This is a genomic window from Rhodococcus sp. CH91, assembly GCF_022554085.1.
GTDB lineage: Bacteria > Actinomycetota > Actinomycetes > Mycobacteriales > Mycobacteriaceae > Rhodococcus.
Genome location: NZ_JAKFYR010000002.1, coordinates 84719 through 103053 on the forward strand (window position 1 = coordinate 84719; position 18335 = coordinate 103053).

The following is an 18335-nucleotide window of genomic DNA, read 5'->3' on the forward strand; positions in this document are numbered from 1 at the left end:
GGGCGGTCGCGCACGATGTGGGTAATCGCCCCGAGCCGGATACGCTGGTCTTCATGGCGGAGTTCATTTACACGATGAAGAAGGTGCGCAAGGCGCACGGTGACAAGGTCATCCTCGATGACGTCACCATGAGCTTCTACCACGGCGCCAAGATCGGCGTCGTCGGACCCAACGGCGCGGGCAAGTCGTCGATTCTCAAGATCATGGCGGGCCTGGACCAGCCCAGCAACGGCGAGGCCTTCCTCGATCCGGAGGCCACCGTCGGCATCCTCCAGCAGGAGCCGCCCCTCAACGAGGAGAAGACGGTCAAGGAGAACGTCGAGGAGGGCCTCGGCGAGATCAAGGTCAAGCTCGATCGTTTCAACGAGATCGCCGAGCTGATGGCCACCGACTACTCCGACGAGCTGATGGAGGAGATGGGCAAGCTCCAGGAGGAGCTCGACCACGCCAACGCGTGGGATCTCGATTCGCAGCTCGAGCAGGCCATGGACGCCCTGCGGTGCCCTCCGCCGGACGAGCCCGTCACCCACCTCTCCGGTGGTGAGCGCCGCCGCGTCGCACTGTGCAAGCTGCTGCTGAGCAAGCCCGACCTCCTGCTCCTCGACGAGCCGACCAACCACCTCGACGCCGAGTCGGTGCTGTGGCTCGAGCAGTTCCTCGCCTCCTATCCGGGTGCTGTCCTGGCCGTCACCCACGACCGGTACTTCCTCGACCACGTCGCGCAGTGGATCTGTGAGGTCGACCGCGGCAAGCTGCATCCCTACGAGGGCAACTACTCCACCTATCTGGAGAAGAAGGCCGAGCGCCTCGAGGTGCAGGGCAAGAAGGACCAGAAGCTGCAGAAGCGGCTGCGCGAGGAACTCGAGTGGGTCCGCTCGGGCGCCAAGGCCCGGCAGACGAAGAACAAGGCGCGTCTGGCCCGCTACGAGGAGATGGCTGCGGAGGCCGAGAAGCACCGCAAGCTCGACTTCGAGGAGATCCAGATCCCGACGCCGCCGCGACTGGGCAACGTCGTCGTCGAGGTGGAGCACCTCGACAAGGGCTTCGACGGCCGCGTCCTGATCAAGGACCTGTCGTTCACCCTGCCGCGCAACGGCATCGTCGGTGTCATCGGACCCAACGGCGTCGGCAAGACCACGCTGTTCAAGACGATCGTCGGTCTCGAGCAGCCCGACAGCGGCACCGTCAAGGTCGGCGAGACGGTCAAGCTGAGCTACGTCGACCAGAACCGAGCGAACATCGATCCGAGCAAGACGGTCTTCGAGGTGGTCTCCGACGGTCTCGATTTCATCGAGGTCGGGCAGAACGAGATGCCCTCGCGCGCCTATGTGAGCGCGTTCGGCTTCAAGGGGCCCGATCAGCAGAAGCCGGCCGGTGTGCTCTCCGGTGGTGAGCGCAACCGCCTCAACCTCGCGCTGACCCTCAAGGAGGGCGGCAACCTGATCCTGCTCGACGAGCCGACCAACGACCTCGACGTCGAGACCCTCTCGTCGCTCGAGAACGCGCTGCAGCAGTTCCCGGGCTGCGCCGTCGTGATCTCGCACGACCGCTGGTTCCTCGACCGCACCTGTACCCACATCCTGGCGTGGGAGGGCAACATCGAGGAAGGCAAGTGGTTCTGGTTCGAGGGCAACTTCGAGGCATACGAGGCGAACAAGGTCGAGCGTCTCGGAGTCGATGCGGCACGTCCGCACCGCGTCACCCACCGGAAACTCACGCGTGACTGAGGCCGACGGCAAGCGGGTCTTCACCTGCTCGGTGGAGGTGCGTTGGGGTGATTCCGACCGGCTCGGACACGTCAACAACGCGAAGATCGTCGAGTACATGCAGGAGGCGCGGATCAAGTTCTTCCGCGGCCACCTGCCCGCCCGCTCCGCCGTCGCGGTCCGGAAGATGGACGTCGAGTTCCTGCGCCCGATCAAGGATTCGTCGGCTCCCCTCGCCATCGAGGTCTCGGTACTGCACGTGGGCACGACGTCCTTCACGATCCGGCACACGATCGCCGACAAGGGCGGAGCGGTGTGCGCCTTCGGGGACGCCGTGCTCGTCGGCTTCGATCCTGCGACCGACACCGCCCGGCGGCTGGGCGACGACGAGCGTGCCGTGCTCGACGGTTTCCGTGCCCTGACGCCCGGCTGACCCTCCGGTTCCGTCCCCTCGGCTGCGCGCCGCGGATAGGCTCGACCACGAGTCCGTCCGCGGCGCGCGGTGCATCCGGAGCCAGACCAGGAGGGGTGTCGATGGCCGATCCGGCTGCGACGCAAGAGTATTCATCCGACAGTGACGAATCTCCCGAGGTCGTCCTCGAGCGTATCTACGAACGATCCGGGGAGTCCACGACCGACCCTGCCACAGCCGCGCTCGAACACGTGCGCCTCGGCCGTCGTCGTGTCCCGGAGACCGCAGTCGTCGCTGTCGACCGCGTCGGCCCGCTCGACGTCGCCGTCCGGATCGTCACCGACGACATGCCGCTGCTGGTCGAATCCGTACTGGCGCTGCTCTCCCGCCTCGGTGTCTCGGTCGGTGCCGTCGTCCATCCCGTCCTCTCGGCGCGTCGCACCGGCGAGGGTGAACTCGAGTCCCTGGCCGGCGAGGGTGCGAGCACCTCCGGTGGATCCTTCGAATCGTGGATGCACATCCAGCTCCGGGGACCGGTCGACGACGAGACGATCGAGGAGATCGAGCAGGGTTTGCGCCGTGTCCTGTCCGATGTCCGGCAGGTGGTCTCGGACACGGACGAGATGCTCCGGATGCAGCACGAGCTCGCGGACGCCCTCGAGGCCCTCGCCGCGGACCCTCCCGCGCGCTACACCACCGGTGAGCTCACCGAGACCGCGGATCTGCTGCGCTGGCTGAGCGACGGGCACTTCACCCTCCTCGGCTACCGCCGGTACGACTTCACCGGCGATGCCGGCGGACACGTCCACGCCACACCGCTTTCCGGCAGCGGCAGGGGGGTCCTGCGCAGCGATACGGCGGCCGGTGATCCGCTCGACCTGCCGGACGACGTCGACTCCGGCCGCCGTCCGCTCCTCGTACTGACCCAGGGCGCCCTGCCCGCCACCGTGCACCGCTCCGTCTATCCGTACTTCGTCGGCATCGCCCGCCTCGACGGGCAGGGCGCCGTCGTCGGCGAGGATCGCTTCCTCGGCGTGCTGACCGTGACCGCCTTGCACGAGAACATCCTCGACATCCCCGTGGTGTCCCGGCGGGTGCGGGAGGTGGTCGCGCGGGCGCGGGTCGACCTGTCGTCCTACAGCGGGCAGGCGATGCTCGAGATCATGCAGACGGTCCCGCGTGCGGAGCTGTTCTCGATGGATACCGACACGCTCTACGAGACCGTCACCGCGGTGGTGGACATCCGCCGGCAGGTCCGGCTGTTCGTCCGCGTGGACACCTACGGGCGGTATCTCTCGTGTCTGGTCTACCTGCCCCGCGATCGCTACACGACGAAGGTGCGGATCGCGATCCAGGAGATCCTCCTGCGCGAGTTCGGGGGAGGAGTGCTCGACTACACCGCGCGGGTCTCCGAACGCGACCTCGCGCTGCTCCACGTGACGATCCGTTTCCCGGGACGCGCCCGTCGTGAGGTCGACAACTCGGAGGACAACCGCCTGCGCATCCAGGCGCTGCTCGCCGAGGCGACACGTAACTGGGCCGATCGTCTCGCTGCGGCCGCGAGCGCCTCGGGTGTCGATCCGTTGCTCGCCCAGAGATACGCCGAGGTGGTACCCGAGGGGTACAAGGAGGATTTCGACGCCGATCGTGCCCTGTCGGATCTGCTGCGGCTCGATGCGCTCGACTCCGGTGATCTCGACACCCACCTGTACCGCCCCGAGCCCGACGACGAGCCGTTGTCCCTGCGGTTCACCCTCTATGCGGCGGACGAAACGGTGACGCTGGGCCGCATCCTCCCCGTCCTGCAGAGTCTCGGAGTCGAGGTCGTCGACGAACGCCCGTACCGGATGCCGAGGTCGGACGGAACGGAATGCTGGGTCTACGATTTCGGGCTGTGTCTGCCCGAGGACATCGATCCCGGAATCCTCCGATCCGATCCGGGCCTGGCCCGGCGTCTCACCGACACCTTCACCGTGGCCTGGCGCGGCGCGGTGGAAACCGACCGGTTCAACCAGCTCGTGCTGCGGGCGGGCCTGACCTGGCGTCAGATCGTCCTGCTGCGGGCCTACACGAAATATCTCCGGCAGACCGAATTTCCCTACAGCCAGTTCAACGTCGAGAGTGTGCTGCTCGCCGCCCCGCGGACCGCCGCCCTGCTCGTCGAATTGTTCGAGGCGCGTTTCGATCCGGACGGCGCTTCCCCCGAACGTGAGCGCGAACTCGTCGACGAACTCACCACCACGATCGAAGGGGTCACGGCGCTGGCCACCGACCGGATCCTGCGCGGCCTGTTCTCGTTGATCCGGGCCACACTGCGCACCAACTTCTACGTGACAGGAGAAGGGGGTGACGAGGATCCGGCCGGACGGGTGGTGTCGTTCAAGTTCGATCCGAGGAGGATCGCCGAACTCCCCGAACCGCGACCGGCTTTCGAGGTGTTCGTGTACGCACCGGACGTCGAGGGCGTGCACATGAGGTTCGGCCGGGTCGCGCGGGGTGGTCTGCGCTGGTCGGATCGCAGGGAGGACTTCCGCACCGAGGTACTGGGTCTGGTCAAGGCGCAGGCGGTCAAGAACGCGGTGATCGTTCCGGTCGGAGCGAAAGGCGGATTCGTCGTCAAGCACGCCCCGCGTCCGACCGGCGACGCCGACGCGGACCGGCGGGCCGTGCGGGAGAGGGGGGAACGCTGTTACCGGCGGTTCATCGCCGGCTTGCTCGACATCACCGACAATCTCGACGCTGCCCGGAACGAGGCGCTGGCCCCGGAGCGGGTCGTGCGCCACGACGGCGACGACCCCTATCTGGTGGTCGCCGCGGACAAAGGCACCGCGGCGTTCTCGGATCTCGCGAATTCCGTTGCTGCGGAATACGGTTACTGGCTCGGCGACGCGTTCGCGTCCGGAGGATCCGCGGGATACGACCACAAGGAGATGGGCATCACCGCGCGGGGTGCGTGGGAGAGCGTCCGACGTCATTTCCGGGAACTCGGAATCGACACCCAGGCAGACGATTTCACCGTCGTCGGCATCGGCGACATGAGCGGCGACGTCTTCGGCAACGGCATGCTGCTCAGCAGGCACATCACGCTCGTCGCCGCATTCGATCACCGGCACATCTTCCTCGATCCCGATCCCGACCCGGAGCGTTCCTACGACGAACGTCGCCGGCTGTTCGAACTGCCGCGGTCCTCCTGGGCGGACTATCCGGCCGAGGCGATCTCCGAGGGCGGAGGAGTGTGGGAACGCACGAGCAAATCGGTTCCTCTCGCCCCGAAGGTGCGGTCGGCACTCGGCCTGCCCGAGGACGTCACCGAACTCCCGCCCCCCGAACTGATCCGGGCGATCCTGTGTGCCCCCGTCGACCTGCTGTGGAACGGAGGGGTCGGTACCTACGTCAAGGCATCGACCGAAACCCACGCCGAGGTGGGCGACAAGAGCAACGACGGTGTGCGCGTCGACGCGAGGGAACTGCGTGCCCGGGTCGTCGGCGAAGGCGGCAATCTCGGCGTGACACAACGCGGCCGCATCGAGTTCGCCCGCGCCGGCGGGAAGATCAACACCGATGCGATCGACAACTCCGCCGGAGTCGACAGTTCCGACCACGAGGTGAACATCAAGATCCTGCTCGACGCCGTGGTCACCGCGGGGGAACTCGCCGCGGAGGACCGCAATCCGCTGCTCGCGTCCATGACCGACGACGTCGCCGAACTCGTGCTCGCCGACAACATCGCCCAGAACGCCGTTCTCGGGCTCGAACGGGCAGCCGCACCGTCACTGCTCGAAGTCCACCGCCGCCTGCTCACAGCTCTCGAACTCGACCGGGGACTCGACCGCGAACTCGAGGCACTGCCCGACGACGCCGAGTTGGACCGTCGAGCAGCGGCAGGGGAGGGGCTCAGCTCGCCCGAACTGGCGCAATTGCTCGCGCACGTCAAACTCGCGCTCGTCGACGACCTCCTCGCCACGGACCTACCCGACAGCGAGACCTTCGCCGCGATCCTGCCCGCCTACTTCCCGCCGGCCCTGCGCACGCGATTCCGGTCCGGCATCATGACGCATCCGCTGCGGAGACAGATCGTTGCGACACTGCTGTCCAACAACACCGTCGACAACGGTGGCCCCAGCTATGTCTACCGGCTCGCGGAGGAGGCCGGTGCCACGGCGACCGACGCGATACGGGCGTACGCCGCCGTCACCACGATCTTCGGACTGCACGACCTGTGGGACGACATCCGCCGTGCCCGGCTGCCCATCGACATCGAGGACGACCTGCTGCTCGAATCCCGGCGGGTGCTCGACCGGGCATCGCGCCGCCTGCTCGGATCCCGGCCGCAACCGCTCGCCGTCGGTGCCGAGATCAGCCGCTACCGTGAGGCCTTCACCTGTCTCGCCCCGCAGGTCGCGGGGTGGATGCGGGGCCACCACGTCGAGGACTTCGAACGCCGCACCCGTCCGCTCCTCGAACGTGGAGCCCCGGACGAGTTGACGGGCACCGTCTTCCGGCTTCTCGACCAGTTCCCGTTGCTCGACGTCATCGACATCGCCGACATCGAGCAGCGCGACGCGGAGCAGGTCGCCGATCTGTACTACGCCCTGGACGCTCATCTCGGTGTCGACCGCCTGCTCACCGCCGTCTCCGGTCTCGAGCGGGGCGACCGCTGGCATTCGCTGGCGCGGCTGGCTCTTCGCGACGATCTGTACGGCTCGCTGCGTTCGCTCGTCCTCGACGTGCTCGCGGGCGCGGAACCGGGCGAGTCGACCGACGAGATGATCGAGGACTGGGAGTTGTCCAACGGGTCGCGGCTGCAACGGGCCAGGGCGGCGCTCGAAGAGATCTTCGCATCTGGAAGTCTGGACCTCGCCACCCTCTCGGTGGCGGCACGCCAGATCAGGAGCATGGTGCGCACAGGCGCGCCCGATCGGAGGTAACGAGTGAGCGGTGCGGGCGAGCAGTTCGGCTTCCACACCGAGGTGATGGTGCGGTGGTCCGACATGGACGTCTTCCAGCACATCAACCACGCGCGGATGGTCACTCTGCTCGAGGAAGCACGTATCCCCTGGTTGTTCGCGGACGGTCGCCCCACCCGGGATCTGCGCGAGGGAGCCGTCATCGCCGATCTCCACGTGCGTTATCGAGGCCAGTTGCGCCACGACGACGGCCCGCTCGACGTGTTGATGTGGACCGAGAAGGTCCGCGCCGTCGACTTCACCATCGGCTACGAGGTGCGGCCCAGCGGGGCCCCCACCGACTCGGCGCCGGCGGTGGTCGCCTCCACCCAGATCGCCGCGTTCGACATCGAGACGCAGCGCTTGCGCCGGCTCACCGAGAGCGAACGTGAGTTCCTGCGGCAGTGGCAACGTGTCTGACGACAGTGGCAACGTGTCTGACGACAGTGGCGACGTGACCGACGGCACCACCGCACACGGCGAGAGGCTGCTGCGACTCGCGGGCGTCGACGACAGTGCCGATCTGGCCGCCTTCCTCGCCCGCGCCGCGCGTCTCGACGAGGCGGCCGTCGTGCGGTTGCGCCGCCGCGGGGACGGACTGCTCGGGGTGTGGACGCGTACCGGCTTCGAGGTGCTCGCCGGCCGCGTCGTCCGCGGCACCGTGACTCCGGCGGACACCTGTGTGGCCGCCGAGTCGCTGCGCGCCGCGCTCCTCGCCGGGGCGGCGCCCCGGACCGAGCTCGATCCGGGCTGGGCGATGGATTCGGCGTGGCGGGGCGCACTGCCGCCGGACGAGGGATACGTCCACGTCGACGATGTGCCGGCGCGGGTCCTCGTCGAACTGGCGCAGCGCGGAGTGGCGCTCACCCGTGAGCACGGTGCGCAGGGCCCGCCGGCCTCGCTGCTGGCCCAGGAGGTCCTCGAGGTCAGCGGGGCCGGCACCGCGGTGGGTGTGCCGATGCGCATGGTGTTCGCACTCGGCGCGATGGGTTTCGTGCCGGGCGCCGGTCGCGAGAGCGTCGACTCGGCCGGGATCGATCCGGCCGAGGTGGTGCGGGTCCGTGCGACCCCCACGTGGACGCGCATCGACGCCCGGTACGGCTCCGTCTACCTCCGCCGGGCCGGTGAACTCGGTCTGAGTGTCGTCCGGTAGCCGTCAGACCAGCCATGCCGCCGCGTCGGGCGGCAACGTCCGTCCGGTCAGGGATGCGCTCGCGAGCAGGACGGCGCCGTCGGGTAACTCGACCGGCACCTTCCCGGCGTTGAGCACACACGTCAGCCCTCCGGGCCGGCGGAATGCGAGACAGCCGGGAGGGCTTCCGTACCAGCCGATCTCGTCTCCGGCGAATTCCGCACGTTCGTGCCGCAGTTCGATCGCACGACGATAGAGCGAGAGTGTCGAGCCGGTGTCCTCGAGTTGCTTCTCGACGGTCAGGGCCCGCCATTCCGGCGGTTGCGGAAGCCAGGCCGAGGGCGCCGAGGTGAACCCGAACGGCGGTTCTCCACCTTCCCAGGGCAGTGGCACGCGGCACCCGTCGCGACCGCGTTCGGTGCGTCCGGATCGCTCCCAGACGGGATCCTGCAGCACCTCGTCGGGCAGATCGACGTTCGGCAGTCCCAGTTCGGCGCCGTTGTAGACGAACACCGCTCCCGGCAGGGCGAGCGCGACGAGGATCATCGCACGCGCTCGCGCCGATCCGACGGCACCGCCGCCGTAGCGGGTCACCTCGCGGTCCACGTCGTGGTTCGACAGGGTCCAGGTCGGCGAGGCCTGCACCGCGGCCACGGCCGCGAGTCCCTTCTCCACGGAGAGGCGTACGGCGTCGGCATCCCATCCCGCCAGCGTCAGATGGAAGTCGAAGGCGAGGTGGAGTTCGTCCGGCCGCAGATATTCGGCGAATCGTTCGTGGTCGTCCACCCAGATCTCACCGATCGCCACCGCCTCGGGGTAATCGTCGAGGACCTGGCGTATCCGGCGGTGGATGTCGTGGACCTCGGGGTTGTTGAACCGCGGGTCGTCGGGGGAGTGGCCGAGCAGTTCGTTGGCCTCCCACCCGTCGTGATCGGGCAGATCCGACGGCTTCGCCATGCCGTGGGCCACATCGATGCGGAAACCGTCCACCCCCTTGTCGAGCCAGAATCTCAGGGTCTTCTCGAGATCGGTGACGACCTCCGCGTCGTCCCAGTTCAGATCCGCCTGCTGCGGCGCGAAGACGTGGAGATACCACTGACCGGGGGTGCCGTCGGGCTCGGTGATCCGTGTCCAGGCGGGACCGCCGAACAGGCTCGGCCAGTTGTTCGGCGGTTCGCTGCCGTCCGGACCGCGTCCGTCCCGGAAGTGGAATCGTCGCCGGGCGCGGCTTCCGGGGCCCGAACGCAGCGCCTCCCGGAACCAGGCGTGCTCGGTACTGACGTGGTTCGGTACGAGATCCATCACGACGCGGAGGCCGCGGGCGTGCGCGTCGGCGACGAGATCGTCGAGGTCGGAGATGTCGCCGAACATCGGATCGATGTCGCGGGGGTCGGATACGTCGTATCCGTGATCGGCCATCGGTGAGCGCATCACCGGGTTGAGCCAGATCGCGTCCACACCGAGCAGTTCGAGATAACCGAGTCGGCTGCGCACCCCGGCGAGATCGCCGATACCGTCGCCGTCCGAATCCGCGAACGATCGTGGATACACCTGGTAGAAGACCGCATCGCGCCACCACGGCGTCGTCGGTTCGGGACGGCCGGAGGACACTGCGGCGGCGCGGGACACGGGAGTCATCGTGTCAGACCTCCGGACGACCGGCGAGGTGAACGACGCGCGCACGCGCAGGCAGTGGCCGTAGGCGGTGCCGTTCCCCTACTGCCGACCCGCATGATAGGACGAACGGCATGAACAGGACATCGATCGTCGCCGTCACGCTGGACGACGTGGAGTTGCGTGAGGACCCGATCGACCCGGCGTGGATCCGCGAGGGCGATCCTGTGGCCCGCAGCGGACAGTGGTCGACGAGCGCCGATCGCACCACCACCACTCACGTGTGGGATTGCACCGCCGGCCGGTTCGACTGGCATTTCGGTGTCGACGAGATCGTCCACATCGTGGAGGGTTCCGTGATCGTCTCCTCCGCCGACACCGAACCCCGGACCCTCCGCGCCGGCGACGCCGCACTCTTCCGCGCCGGGACCACCTCGCTGTGGGAGGTGCCCGAATACGTGCGCAAGCACGCGATCCTGCGGCGCAATCTCACGCCCACGACGCGCTTCGTCCAGCGGGTCGAAGGCCGCGTGCGGTCGCTGTTGCGCCGCTGACCCGCGAAGTCGCCCTTCAGATCGGCGAGTTCATCATCGAATCGGCGGCCATGTTCATGTAGTCGACGAGTTGACGACGGTGCTCGGCGTCGAGTGTCGTCTCGTCGATCGAGGCGATGGCGGTGTGCATGCAGCGCAACCAGGCATCGCGTTCGATCGGGCCGATCCGGTAGGGGTGATGACGCATGCGCAGGCGAGGATGCCCCCGCTCCTCGGAGTAGGTGCGTGGACCACCCCAGTACTGCTCCAGGAACATCCGCATGCGCCGCTCGGCCGGACCGAGATCCTCTTCCGGATACAGAGGCCGCACGATCTCGTCCCGCGCGACCTCTTCGTAGAACCGCGCGGTGAGTTTGCGGAACGTCTCGGCGCCACCCACTGCGTCGTAGAAGGTCTGCTCGTCACTCATCTGTCTTCGTTCACCGTCCCTCTCGATCCTCCATTGTGCCCGCATCCGGGTGTGGAACGCCCGGCGAGCCGTCCCGCCCGGCGCGCCACCCGATGTTCACCGGTTCGGCCTCGATCGGTCCGCTGATTCGGGGTGCGTCTGCGGAACATCCGTGGTCCACTGTTCCCAGTCTTTTCGGAGGTCGTATGAAGCACGGCAGCAGCTCGCATCGACAACTCCCGCCCGCGGACGCCCCTGCAGGGGTGCCGGGGGCTACCACACTGCGCGTGGTGCACGACAGCGCCACGGCGGTACCCGAATGGTTGAAACGCCGAGTGCTGCTGCTCAACGCCACCTACGAGCCGCTCACGGCATTGCCCGCCCGCAGAGCCGTCGTCCTCATGGCCGGTGGCAAGGCCGACACCGTCCACGACGATCCGCTCGCACCCCTGGTGCGCTCGGCCGAGTGGTCCCTGCAACTGCCCTCCGTGATCCGGCTGCGGAATTACGTGCGCGTGCCGTACCACGCACGGGTCCCGCTGACCCGGGCCGCGCTCATGCATCGCGACCGCAATCGGTGCGCCTACTGCGGGGGCAAGGCCGAGACCATCGACCACGTCGTCCCACGCAGCCGCGGTGGTGAGCACACCTGGGAGAACTGCGTCGCATCCTGCGCCCCGTGCAATCACCGCAAGGCCGACAAGTTGCTCGCCGAACTCGGATGGAGCCTGCGTGTGGTGCCGAGTCCACCCAAGGGCCGCCACTGGCGTCTGCTCGCGACCCTGCCCGAACTGCACCCCACCTGGCTGCCCTATCTCGGTGAGGGCGCTGCCTGACACGAGGGCTTACACGCCCGGCGGGTCTCCATCGAGGCGACACTCCGGTCACCCACCCTTCGTTTTCGGGGCGTATGCGACCTTTCCCGGTCAGCTGGGATAACGTTTGGCTGTGAGCATTCTCGAGACAACCCTGATCTTCGTCGGCATCCCGCTGCTGATCGTCTTGGTCTTCGGTGGGCTGTCCTTCGTCCTGAGCAAGTACCCGGGCTCGACCCCCTCGGACGACCCGTACACGCTCGACCGGAAGTGGGAGCACGAGCCGCTGCTGTGGACGGCGACGGACGAATCGACCCATCCCTGGAAATACCCGCATCATGGTCACGGTCATGCCGCACTGACCTCGGCGGAGCTGATCGGAGGTACCGCAAGTGGCAAGTGGTGACGTGATCCAGCGCCCGGTCGTCGCACCGGAGAATCTGCCGCACGGGGCGGCTCTCACCGCCAGCGGCCGCATCTCCGCGGTCCGCGGCCTCGGTGCGCCCTTCACCGGCGCGCCGTTCAAGGATCAGGACCTGATCACTCTCGACGACACGCTCACCGACGCTCTGCGCGCCACCCGTGTGCGGTTCACCGTGTACATCGGCGACGCCGCCGACCCGGCAGCGACGACCGACGCCCTGCTGCCGACCACGCCGGAGGCCGAGAACTCGGTGCTCGTGGCCGTGTACCCGAACCAGCGCAGCATCGAGATCCGCTCGGGTCGCCTCGCCGCAGACCGCGCCACCGACCGGGTGCTCCAGCTCGGCGTGACCGCAGCGGTCTCGTCGTTCGGCCAGGGAAACCTGCTCGACGGCATCACCAGCGCGGTGCGCGTCATGGCCAACGCCATGGTCGCTCCCTGAGTCGCAGCACGTGACCTCGTGGCCCGCCGCCACTCCCTGACGGAGTGGCGGCGGGCCACGGTCGTTCTACGGGGTCCGCGCCTCAGGACGCGTCGAACGCCCGCGCCTTCAACGACCGCACGACACCGGCGCGGCCTTCGACGACCAGCCGGCGCAGCGCCGGCGGATGATCACCGGCGAGGAACTCGTCCGCGGCGGCCACCGACTGCTCACTGATGGACCACGACGGATACAGGCCGATCACCACAGTCTGCGCGACCTCGCTCGACCGGCGCTCCCACACTCCGGGCACCTCCGCGAAATAACGCGCGACATACGGCTCGAGCAGGCTGCTCTGACCGGCGGGAGCGAAACCGCCGATCACCGAGCGGGCGGTGATGTTCGGGACGCTGTCGTCGTGGACGACCGACTGCCACACCTGTTCCTTGACGGCCTCCTGTGGCCGCGCGGCACGCGCCGCCGCCGCCTGACGGGCACCCGCCGCGGTCGGATCGCGCTCGGCTTCGGCATCGATGAACGGCGACTGCACACCGTCCGCGTCGACTTCCCCTGCGGCGGCGAGGGCCTGGACGATCCGCCAGCGCAGATCGGTGTCGACCACCAGTCCTGGCAGGCCGACGGTGCCGGGATCGGCGCCGAGCAATTCCTCGAGGACCTCGGTGTGCCAGGGTGACAGGTGGGCGGTGGTCAGCGCGTTGACGAACGCGAGCTGATGGTCGGAGCCGGGTTCGGACTCGCGGGCGAGCTCGAGCAGCCGGTTGGCGAAATCCGGGCGGCCGTGTTCTTCGGCCCAGGACGGATCGGCGTAGGCCTCCAGGGCGGTGTGTGCCTGCATGAGCAGCCGCTGGACGACCCCGACCTCGGTCTCGGCCGCGATCCCGCGCTGCACGAGCGCCACGAAGTCGCGCGCCTTCATCTCGGCCTGACGCGTCATCTCCCACGCTGCCGACCACACGAGAGTGCGGGGCAGGGATTCGGCGATGTCTCCGACCCGCGCGGTGACCGTCGCGAGGGAATCCTCGTCCAGGCGCACCGAACAGTAGGTGAGGTCGTCGTCGTTGACGAGAACGAACGCACCGCGCGGCACACCCACCAGCTCGGGAACCTCCGTGCGCTCGGTGGCGTCGACGTCGATCTCGACGCGGTGCGTGCGCACGAGCTTGCCGGAACCGTCGTCGTCGTACACACCGATCGCGAGGCGATGAACGCGGAACTCGCCGGCGCCGGGCGCGGCACCTTCCTGCAGTACCGCGAACCGGGTGAAACGTCCCTGCTCGTCCACGTCGAAGTCCGGTCGCAGGATGTTCAGGCCGGTCGTCTTGAGCCACTGGGCACCCCAATCCGACAAGTCGCGTCCCGACGCCTTCTCGAGCGCCGCGAGAAGATCGTCGAAGGTCGCATTGCCGTAGGCGTGATCGCGGAAGTACTCGCGCAGACCCGCGAGGAAAGGTTCCTGACCGACGTACGCGACGAGCTGCTTGAGCACCGAAGCGCCCTTCGCGTAGGTGATCCCGTCGAAGTTGACCTCCACTGCCGCGAGATCCGGGATGTCCGCCGCGATCGGGTGGGTCGACGGCAGCTGGTCCTGCCGGTAGGCCCACGACTTCTCGACGTTGGCGAAGGTCGTCCACGCGTTGGTGTACTCGGTGGCCGAGGCCTGGCACAGCACCGACGCGAACGTCGCGAACGACTCGTTGAGCCACAGGTCGTCCCACCACCGCATCGTGACGAGGTCGCCGAACCACATGTGCGCCATCTCGTGCAGCACCGTCTCGGCGCGCCGCTCGTACGAATAGCGGGTGACCTTGGACCGGAAGACGTAGTCCTCGAGGAAGGTCACCGCTCCGGCGTTCTCCATCGCACCGGCATTGAATTCGGGTACGAACAGCTGGTCGTACTTACCGAAGGCGTAGGGAATGCCGAAGTTGGCGTGGTAGAAACCGAAGCCCTGCTTCGTCTCGGTGAACAGCCGGTCGGCGTCCATGAACTCGGCGAGCGATGCGCGGCAGAAGATCCGGAGCGGGATGGTGCCGTGCTCGTCGGTGTACTCGTCGGACCACACCGAGTACGGTCCGGCGATCAGCGCGACGAGATAGGTGCTCATCCGGGGGGTGGTGCGGAAGATGTGGGTGCCCGGCTGCGCGGCCGCTGTCTGCACGGTCTCCGCGTTGGAGATCACCGCCCACTCGTGCGGTGCGGTGACCCGCAGGTCGAAGGTGGCCTTGAGGTCGGGCTGGTCGAAGCACGCGAACATCCGCTTCGCGTCGGCGGTCTCGAACTGCGAGTACAGGTAGACCGCGTCGTCGGTGGGATCGACGAACCGGTGCAGTCCCTCACCGGTATTGGTGTACAGGCACTCGGCGTCGACGACGAGTTCGTTGTGGGCGGCGAGTCCGGTCAGGGCGATTCCGGTCTCCTCGCTGTACCCCGAGACGTCCACGGCTTCACCGTTGAGAGTCGCCGAGTGCACCGTCTGCGCGATGAGGTCGATGAAGGTCGAAGCGCCTTCGGTCGCATCGAACCGGACGGTGGTCACCGACCGGAACGTCGTCGTGCCCGGCGCACCGGCGCCGTCGGTCAGGTCCAGTTCGATGTTGTAGTTGTCGACGGACAGGACCGCGGCCCGTTCGGCGGCCTGCTCGCGGGTCAGATTCGGTGGTGCCACGGAAAGAACTCCTTCTCACGACGGAATGTCGGTCGGCGTCCATCCCATCATGATCGCCGGGCTTCTCACGGAGTGACGTCGGACAACGGCACGGCGGTGTCCGTCAGCGCATCGAGGTCGACGGGCCTGCCGGAGGTGATCAGCGAGCGGATGTCGTCGCCGGCGTCCCAGATGCCGACATTCATCCCGGCGCGGACCCGCCGTTCGTCGTCGAGCCAGAACGCGAGGAACTGCAGGCCGTGCACGTCGCCGCGGGTGACCACGCGTGCGTCGTGAGGTGCGAGCCCGACGTATTCCATACCGAGGTCGTACTGGTCGGTGAAGAAATAGGGGAGCCGGTCGTACACGGCTTCGTGCCCGAGCATGGTCGCCGCCGCGACCGCCGGTTGATTCAGGGCGTTGGCCCAGTGCTCGACCCGGACGCGGGTGCCGAGGACCGGATGCTCGGCGGCGGCGATGTCACCGACCGCGACGATGTCGGGATCACTCGTCGCGAGAGACGCATCGACGAGTACGCCGTCCTCGACCGCGAGTCCGGCATCACGAGCGAGGTCGACGTTCGGCCGGGCACCGACCGCGACGAGTACCGCGTCGGCCGGCACCACCGTGCCGTCCCCGAAGCGGATGCCGCTCGCACGGCCGTCGTACGCGACGATCTCGCGCACCGAGGTGTTCGTCCGGAGATCGACACCGTGTGCGCGATGCAAGTCGGCGAACACCGCTCCCATCTCCGCGCCGAGGGAGCCGAGCAGGGGCTGTTCCGCCGATTCGGCGACCACCACCCCGGCACCGCGGCCGCGGGCGTTCGCGGCGATCTCCATGCCGATCCAGCCCGCGCCGATGACGGCCAGCCAGCCCGCATGATCGGTCTCTCCCTGGATCGCAGCGAGCACCGCGTCGGAATCCTCGACCGTGCGCAGGACATGGACGCCGTCGGCGTCGGCGCCGGGAATCGGGACGGTCCGGGGCGTCGAACCGGTGGCGAGAGCGAGCTTGTCGTAGTGCTCGGTGGAACCGTCGGGCATCGTCACGGTGTGCGCGGCGGCGTCGATTCCCGTGACCGTCGTACCGAGTCGCAGCTCCACGCGGTGGTCCCGGTACCAGTCGCCCGGATGCACCGTGAACTCCCGGAGCTGCTTCTTGCCGGCGAAGTACTCCTTCGACAGGGGCGGGCGCTCGTAGGGAAGGTGCTCTTCAGTGCCGAACAACACGATGCGTCCCGGGAAATCCCGGGCTCGCAGTTCTTCCGCGAGCCGGGCGCCTGCCAGTCCGGCACCGACGATCAGGAAGGTGTCCTCACCCGACATCCCGAGCCTCCCGAGCGATGTGTGCCGGACGTACTCGGCTACGACGCTACGGGTACGCCACATCCTTGCGGCCGGCTTCGGGAAGAATCGGTGCCGGATACGTGTTCTACAGCACCGTAGGTGCACGGTTCCCGTACGAACTCTTGTGAGGAGATCTTCTTGAGCGACCTGACTGCCGCGTCCTCGTCCGGCAAGGACACCGCCGACTTCTGGTTCGACCCGCTGTGCCCGTGGTGCTGGATCACCTCACGCTGGATTCTCGAGGTGACGAAGGTGCGCGACATCGAGGCGCGTTTCCACGTGATGAGCCTGGCCGTACTCAACGAGGGTCGCGATCTGCCCGAGGAGTACACCGAGATGATGAAGACGGCGTGGGGACCGGTGCGCGTGGCGATCGCCGCGGCCGAGAAGTACGGCGACGACATCCTGTCCCCGCTGTACACGGCGATGGGTACGCGGATCCACAACGAAGGGAATCGGGACTTCGCCGACGTGATCGCCCAGTCGCTCGCCGAACTCGTCCTGGATCCGGAATTGGCCGACGCGGCGAACGAGACCGGCTACGACGAGGCCTTGCGCGCCAGCCATCACGCGGGAATGGACAAGGTGGGGCAGGACGTCGGAACCCCCACCATCCACGTCAACGGCGTCGCCTTCTTCGGGCCCGTGCTCTCGAAGATCCCGCGGGGCGAGGAGGCCGGAAAGGTGTGGGACGGGGTCGTCGCGCTCGCGTCCTATCCGCACTTCTTCGAACTGAAGCGCAGCCGCGACGAGGACCCCGATTTCGGCTGAGCCGGGGGAGCGCGCACTCGGTAGGCTGTCCTGCCGTGCGTGATGATCATGTGATCCGGCCGGCGACGGTTCGGGATGTCGGAAAGGCGACGGCGACCCTCGGAAGAGCGTTCGCCGACTATCCGTTCACCCGGTACACCGTCGACGGCCGGGATCACGAGGAGCGGGTCCGTGCCCTGCAAGGACTGTTCCTCACCGAGATCGGGATGCGGTGCGGCACGGTCTGGGTCTCCGACGACGTCGATGGGGTGGCCGTGTGGACGACGCCGTCCTCCACCGGGCTCGACGCGGCGTTCGGCTCGGTCGCCGGCCGGGTGGCGGAGTTGCGCGGTGATCGTGCGCTCGCGGCCGAACTCGCCGACCGGGCCACCGAGGGTTTGCGTCCCTCGGAGCCCGTGTGGTTCCTGGCCACGGTCGGGGTCGACCCGGCATCGCAGGGACGCGGGCTGGGCAGAGCGGTTCTCGGTCCGGGGCTCCGCGAGGCCGAACGGCAGGGGTTCGCGGCCTGCCTGGAGACCTCGTCGGAAACGAACGTCGGCTTCTACGAAAGTCTCGGATTCGTGGTCACCGGCGTCGTCGCGCTGCCGGACGACGGTCCGAAGGTCTGGGCGATGCGGCGCGTGCAGCCGGGCCGGGGTGCCTCGTTAGACTCTGGGCATGCGCGTTTACCTGGGAGCCGATCACGCGGGCTTCGAACGGAAGAATGAGATCATCGAGCACCTGAAGAAGAACGGCCACGAGCCGGTCGACTGCGGTGCGTTCGAGTACGACGCCCTCGACGACTATCCGGCGTTCTGCATCGAGGCCGCACGGCGCACGGTCGCCGACGAGGGCAGCCTGGGCATCGTGCTCGGCGGCAGCGGTAACGGCGAGCAGATCGCCGCCAACAAGGTTCCGGGTGCCCGCTGTGCGCTCGCGTGGAGCGTGGAGACCGCGAAGCTCGCGCGCGAGCACAACAATGCGCAGCTCATCGGTATCGGTGGGCGGATGCACAGCCTCGAGGAGACCCTCGCGATCGTCGACGCCTTCCTGGTGACCGCGTGGTCGAACGAAGAGCGTCACCAGCGTCGTATCGACATCCTCGCCGAATACGAGAAGACCGGCGAAGCACCGGCAGTGCCCGGCGCGCCTGCCTGAT

Annotated in this window: 16 protein-coding genes; 12 read left to right on the forward strand and 4 right to left on the reverse strand. The window is 67.9% G+C overall.

Annotated features, from left to right (window positions below):
• Positions 1 to 53: 53 nt before the first annotated feature.
• The 5 genes from ettA to MOM01_RS04025 all read left to right on the forward strand — a co-directional run bounded on the left by ettA (position 54) and on the right by MOM01_RS04025 (position 8217).
• Positions 54 to 1727, forward strand: coding sequence for an energy-dependent translational throttle protein EttA (gene ettA, locus MOM01_RS04005; RefSeq protein ID WP_241384118.1), 1674 nt, complete (start codon positions 54 to 56; stop codon positions 1725 to 1727).
• Positions 1720 to 2139: an acyl-CoA thioesterase gene (locus MOM01_RS04010; RefSeq protein WP_241384119.1), complete on the forward strand. Its 420-nt coding sequence runs from the start codon at positions 1720 to 1722 to the stop codon at positions 2137 to 2139. The genes ettA and MOM01_RS04010 overlap by 8 nt, the downstream gene beginning before the upstream one ends.
• 101 nt (positions 2140 to 2240) lie before the next feature.
• The gene (locus MOM01_RS04015) at positions 2241 to 7046 is read left to right on the forward strand and encodes an NAD-glutamate dehydrogenase (RefSeq protein WP_241384120.1); all 4806 of its coding nucleotides are present in this window, start codon (positions 2241 to 2243) and stop codon (positions 7044 to 7046) included.
• A 3-nt stretch (positions 7047 to 7049) separates the two neighbouring features.
• Positions 7050 to 7484, forward strand: a complete 435-nt coding sequence (locus MOM01_RS04020; protein WP_241384121.1) for an acyl-CoA thioesterase — start codon at positions 7050 to 7052, stop codon at positions 7482 to 7484.
• A gap of 34 nt (positions 7485 to 7518) precedes the next feature.
• A complete protein-coding gene (locus MOM01_RS04025; RefSeq protein ID WP_374112268.1) occupies positions 7519 to 8217 on the forward strand; it encodes a hypothetical protein in 699 nt (232 codons plus the stop codon).
• Positions 8218 to 8220: 3 nt separating this feature from the next.
• Here the strand turns inward: MOM01_RS04025 and MOM01_RS04030 are convergent, their stop codons facing one another.
• Entirely contained in the window at positions 8221 to 9834 is a 1614-nt protein-coding gene (locus MOM01_RS04030) for a glycoside hydrolase family 13 protein (protein ID WP_241384122.1), read from the reverse strand.
• Positions 9835 to 9944: 110 nt separating this feature from the next.
• On the opposite strand from MOM01_RS04030, the gene MOM01_RS04035 reads away from it, so the two are divergent.
• Positions 9945 to 10364 carry a cupin domain-containing protein gene (locus MOM01_RS04035; protein WP_241384123.1) on the forward strand — a complete coding sequence of 140 codons (420 nt, stop codon included), beginning with the start codon at positions 9945 to 9947 and terminating at the stop codon, positions 10362 to 10364.
• Positions 10365 to 10380: 16 nt separating this feature from the next.
• On the opposite strand, the gene MOM01_RS04040 is transcribed toward MOM01_RS04035, so the two are convergent.
• Positions 10381 to 10773 (reverse strand): globin, encoded by a 393-nt coding sequence (locus MOM01_RS04040; RefSeq protein WP_241384124.1) that lies wholly within the window; start codon positions 10771 to 10773, stop codon positions 10381 to 10383.
• A gap of 185 nt (positions 10774 to 10958) precedes the next feature.
• Here MOM01_RS04040 and MOM01_RS04045 point away from each other — a divergent pair, with 185 nt between their 5' ends.
• The 3 genes from MOM01_RS04045 to MOM01_RS04055 all read left to right on the forward strand — a co-directional run bounded on the left by MOM01_RS04045 (position 10959) and on the right by MOM01_RS04055 (position 12433).
• Positions 10959 to 11588: an HNH endonuclease gene (locus MOM01_RS04045; protein WP_241384125.1), complete on the forward strand. Its 630-nt coding sequence runs from the start codon at positions 10959 to 10961 to the stop codon at positions 11586 to 11588.
• Between the two features lie 112 nt (positions 11589 to 11700).
• Positions 11701 to 11973: an aa3-type cytochrome oxidase subunit CtaJ gene (ctaJ, locus tag MOM01_RS04050; protein WP_241384126.1), complete on the forward strand. Its 273-nt coding sequence runs from the start codon at positions 11701 to 11703 to the stop codon at positions 11971 to 11973.
• Positions 11960 to 12433, forward strand: coding sequence for a DUF5130 family protein (locus MOM01_RS04055; protein WP_241384127.1), 474 nt, complete (start codon positions 11960 to 11962; stop codon positions 12431 to 12433). The genes ctaJ and MOM01_RS04055 overlap by 14 nt, the downstream gene beginning before the upstream one ends.
• Before the next feature lie 82 nt (positions 12434 to 12515).
• Here MOM01_RS04055 and pepN read toward each other — a convergent pair whose 3' ends face one another.
• Both pepN and MOM01_RS04065 read right to left on the reverse strand, forming a co-directional pair.
• Complete coding sequence (gene pepN, locus MOM01_RS04060) at positions 12516 to 15098, reverse strand: aminopeptidase N (RefSeq protein ID WP_241384128.1); 2583 nt, start codon at positions 15096 to 15098, stop codon at positions 12516 to 12518.
• A gap of 65 nt (positions 15099 to 15163) precedes the next feature.
• On the reverse strand, positions 15164 to 16405 hold the full coding sequence (locus MOM01_RS04065) for an NAD(P)/FAD-dependent oxidoreductase (RefSeq protein WP_241384129.1): 1242 nt from the start codon (positions 16403 to 16405) through the stop codon (positions 15164 to 15166).
• A gap of 159 nt (positions 16406 to 16564) precedes the next feature.
• Here MOM01_RS04065 and MOM01_RS04070 point away from each other — a divergent pair, with 159 nt between their 5' ends.
• From MOM01_RS04070 to MOM01_RS04080, 3 genes are read left to right on the forward strand one after another with little or no spacing between them, the layout of a single operon-like run.
• Complete coding sequence (locus tag MOM01_RS04070; RefSeq protein ID WP_374112254.1) at positions 16565 to 17197, forward strand: mycothiol-dependent nitroreductase Rv2466c family protein; 633 nt, start codon at positions 16565 to 16567, stop codon at positions 17195 to 17197.
• A gap of 35 nt (positions 17198 to 17232) precedes the next feature.
• Positions 17233 to 17904, forward strand: a complete 672-nt coding sequence (locus tag MOM01_RS04075; RefSeq protein WP_241384130.1) for a GNAT family N-acetyltransferase — start codon at positions 17233 to 17235, stop codon at positions 17902 to 17904.
• Positions 17855 to 18334 carry a ribose-5-phosphate isomerase gene (locus tag MOM01_RS04080; protein WP_241384131.1) on the forward strand — a complete coding sequence of 160 codons (480 nt, stop codon included), beginning with the start codon at positions 17855 to 17857 and terminating at the stop codon, positions 18332 to 18334. Before MOM01_RS04075 ends, MOM01_RS04080 begins: the two co-directional genes overlap by 50 nt.
• Position 18335 lies beyond the last annotated feature (1 nt).

Excerpts from the sequence above, each read along its gene's own strand:
- ettA (WP_241384118.1), top strand. The coding sequence starts at position 54 with ATGGCGGAGTTCATTTACACGATGAAGAAGGTGCGCAAGGCGCACGGT.
- MOM01_RS04015 (WP_241384120.1), top strand. The coding sequence starts at position 2,241 with ATGGCCGATCCGGCTGCGACGCAAGAGTATTCATCCGACAGTGACGAA.
- MOM01_RS04030 (WP_241384122.1), bottom strand. The coding sequence starts at position 9,834 with ATGACTCCCGTGTCCCGCGCCGCCGCAGTGTCCTCCGGCCGTCCCGAA.
- MOM01_RS04035 (WP_241384123.1), top strand. The coding sequence starts at position 9,945 with ATGAACAGGACATCGATCGTCGCCGTCACGCTGGACGACGTGGAGTTG.
- MOM01_RS04040 (WP_241384124.1), bottom strand. The coding sequence starts at position 10,773 with ATGAGTGACGAGCAGACCTTCTACGACGCAGTGGGTGGCGCCGAGACG.
- MOM01_RS04045 (WP_241384125.1), top strand. The coding sequence starts at position 10,959 with ATGAAGCACGGCAGCAGCTCGCATCGACAACTCCCGCCCGCGGACGCC.
- MOM01_RS04065 (WP_241384129.1), bottom strand. The coding sequence starts at position 16,405 with ATGTCGGGTGAGGACACCTTCCTGATCGTCGGTGCCGGACTGGCAGGC.
- MOM01_RS04080 (WP_241384131.1), top strand. The coding sequence starts at position 17,855 with ATGCGCGTTTACCTGGGAGCCGATCACGCGGGCTTCGAACGGAAGAAT.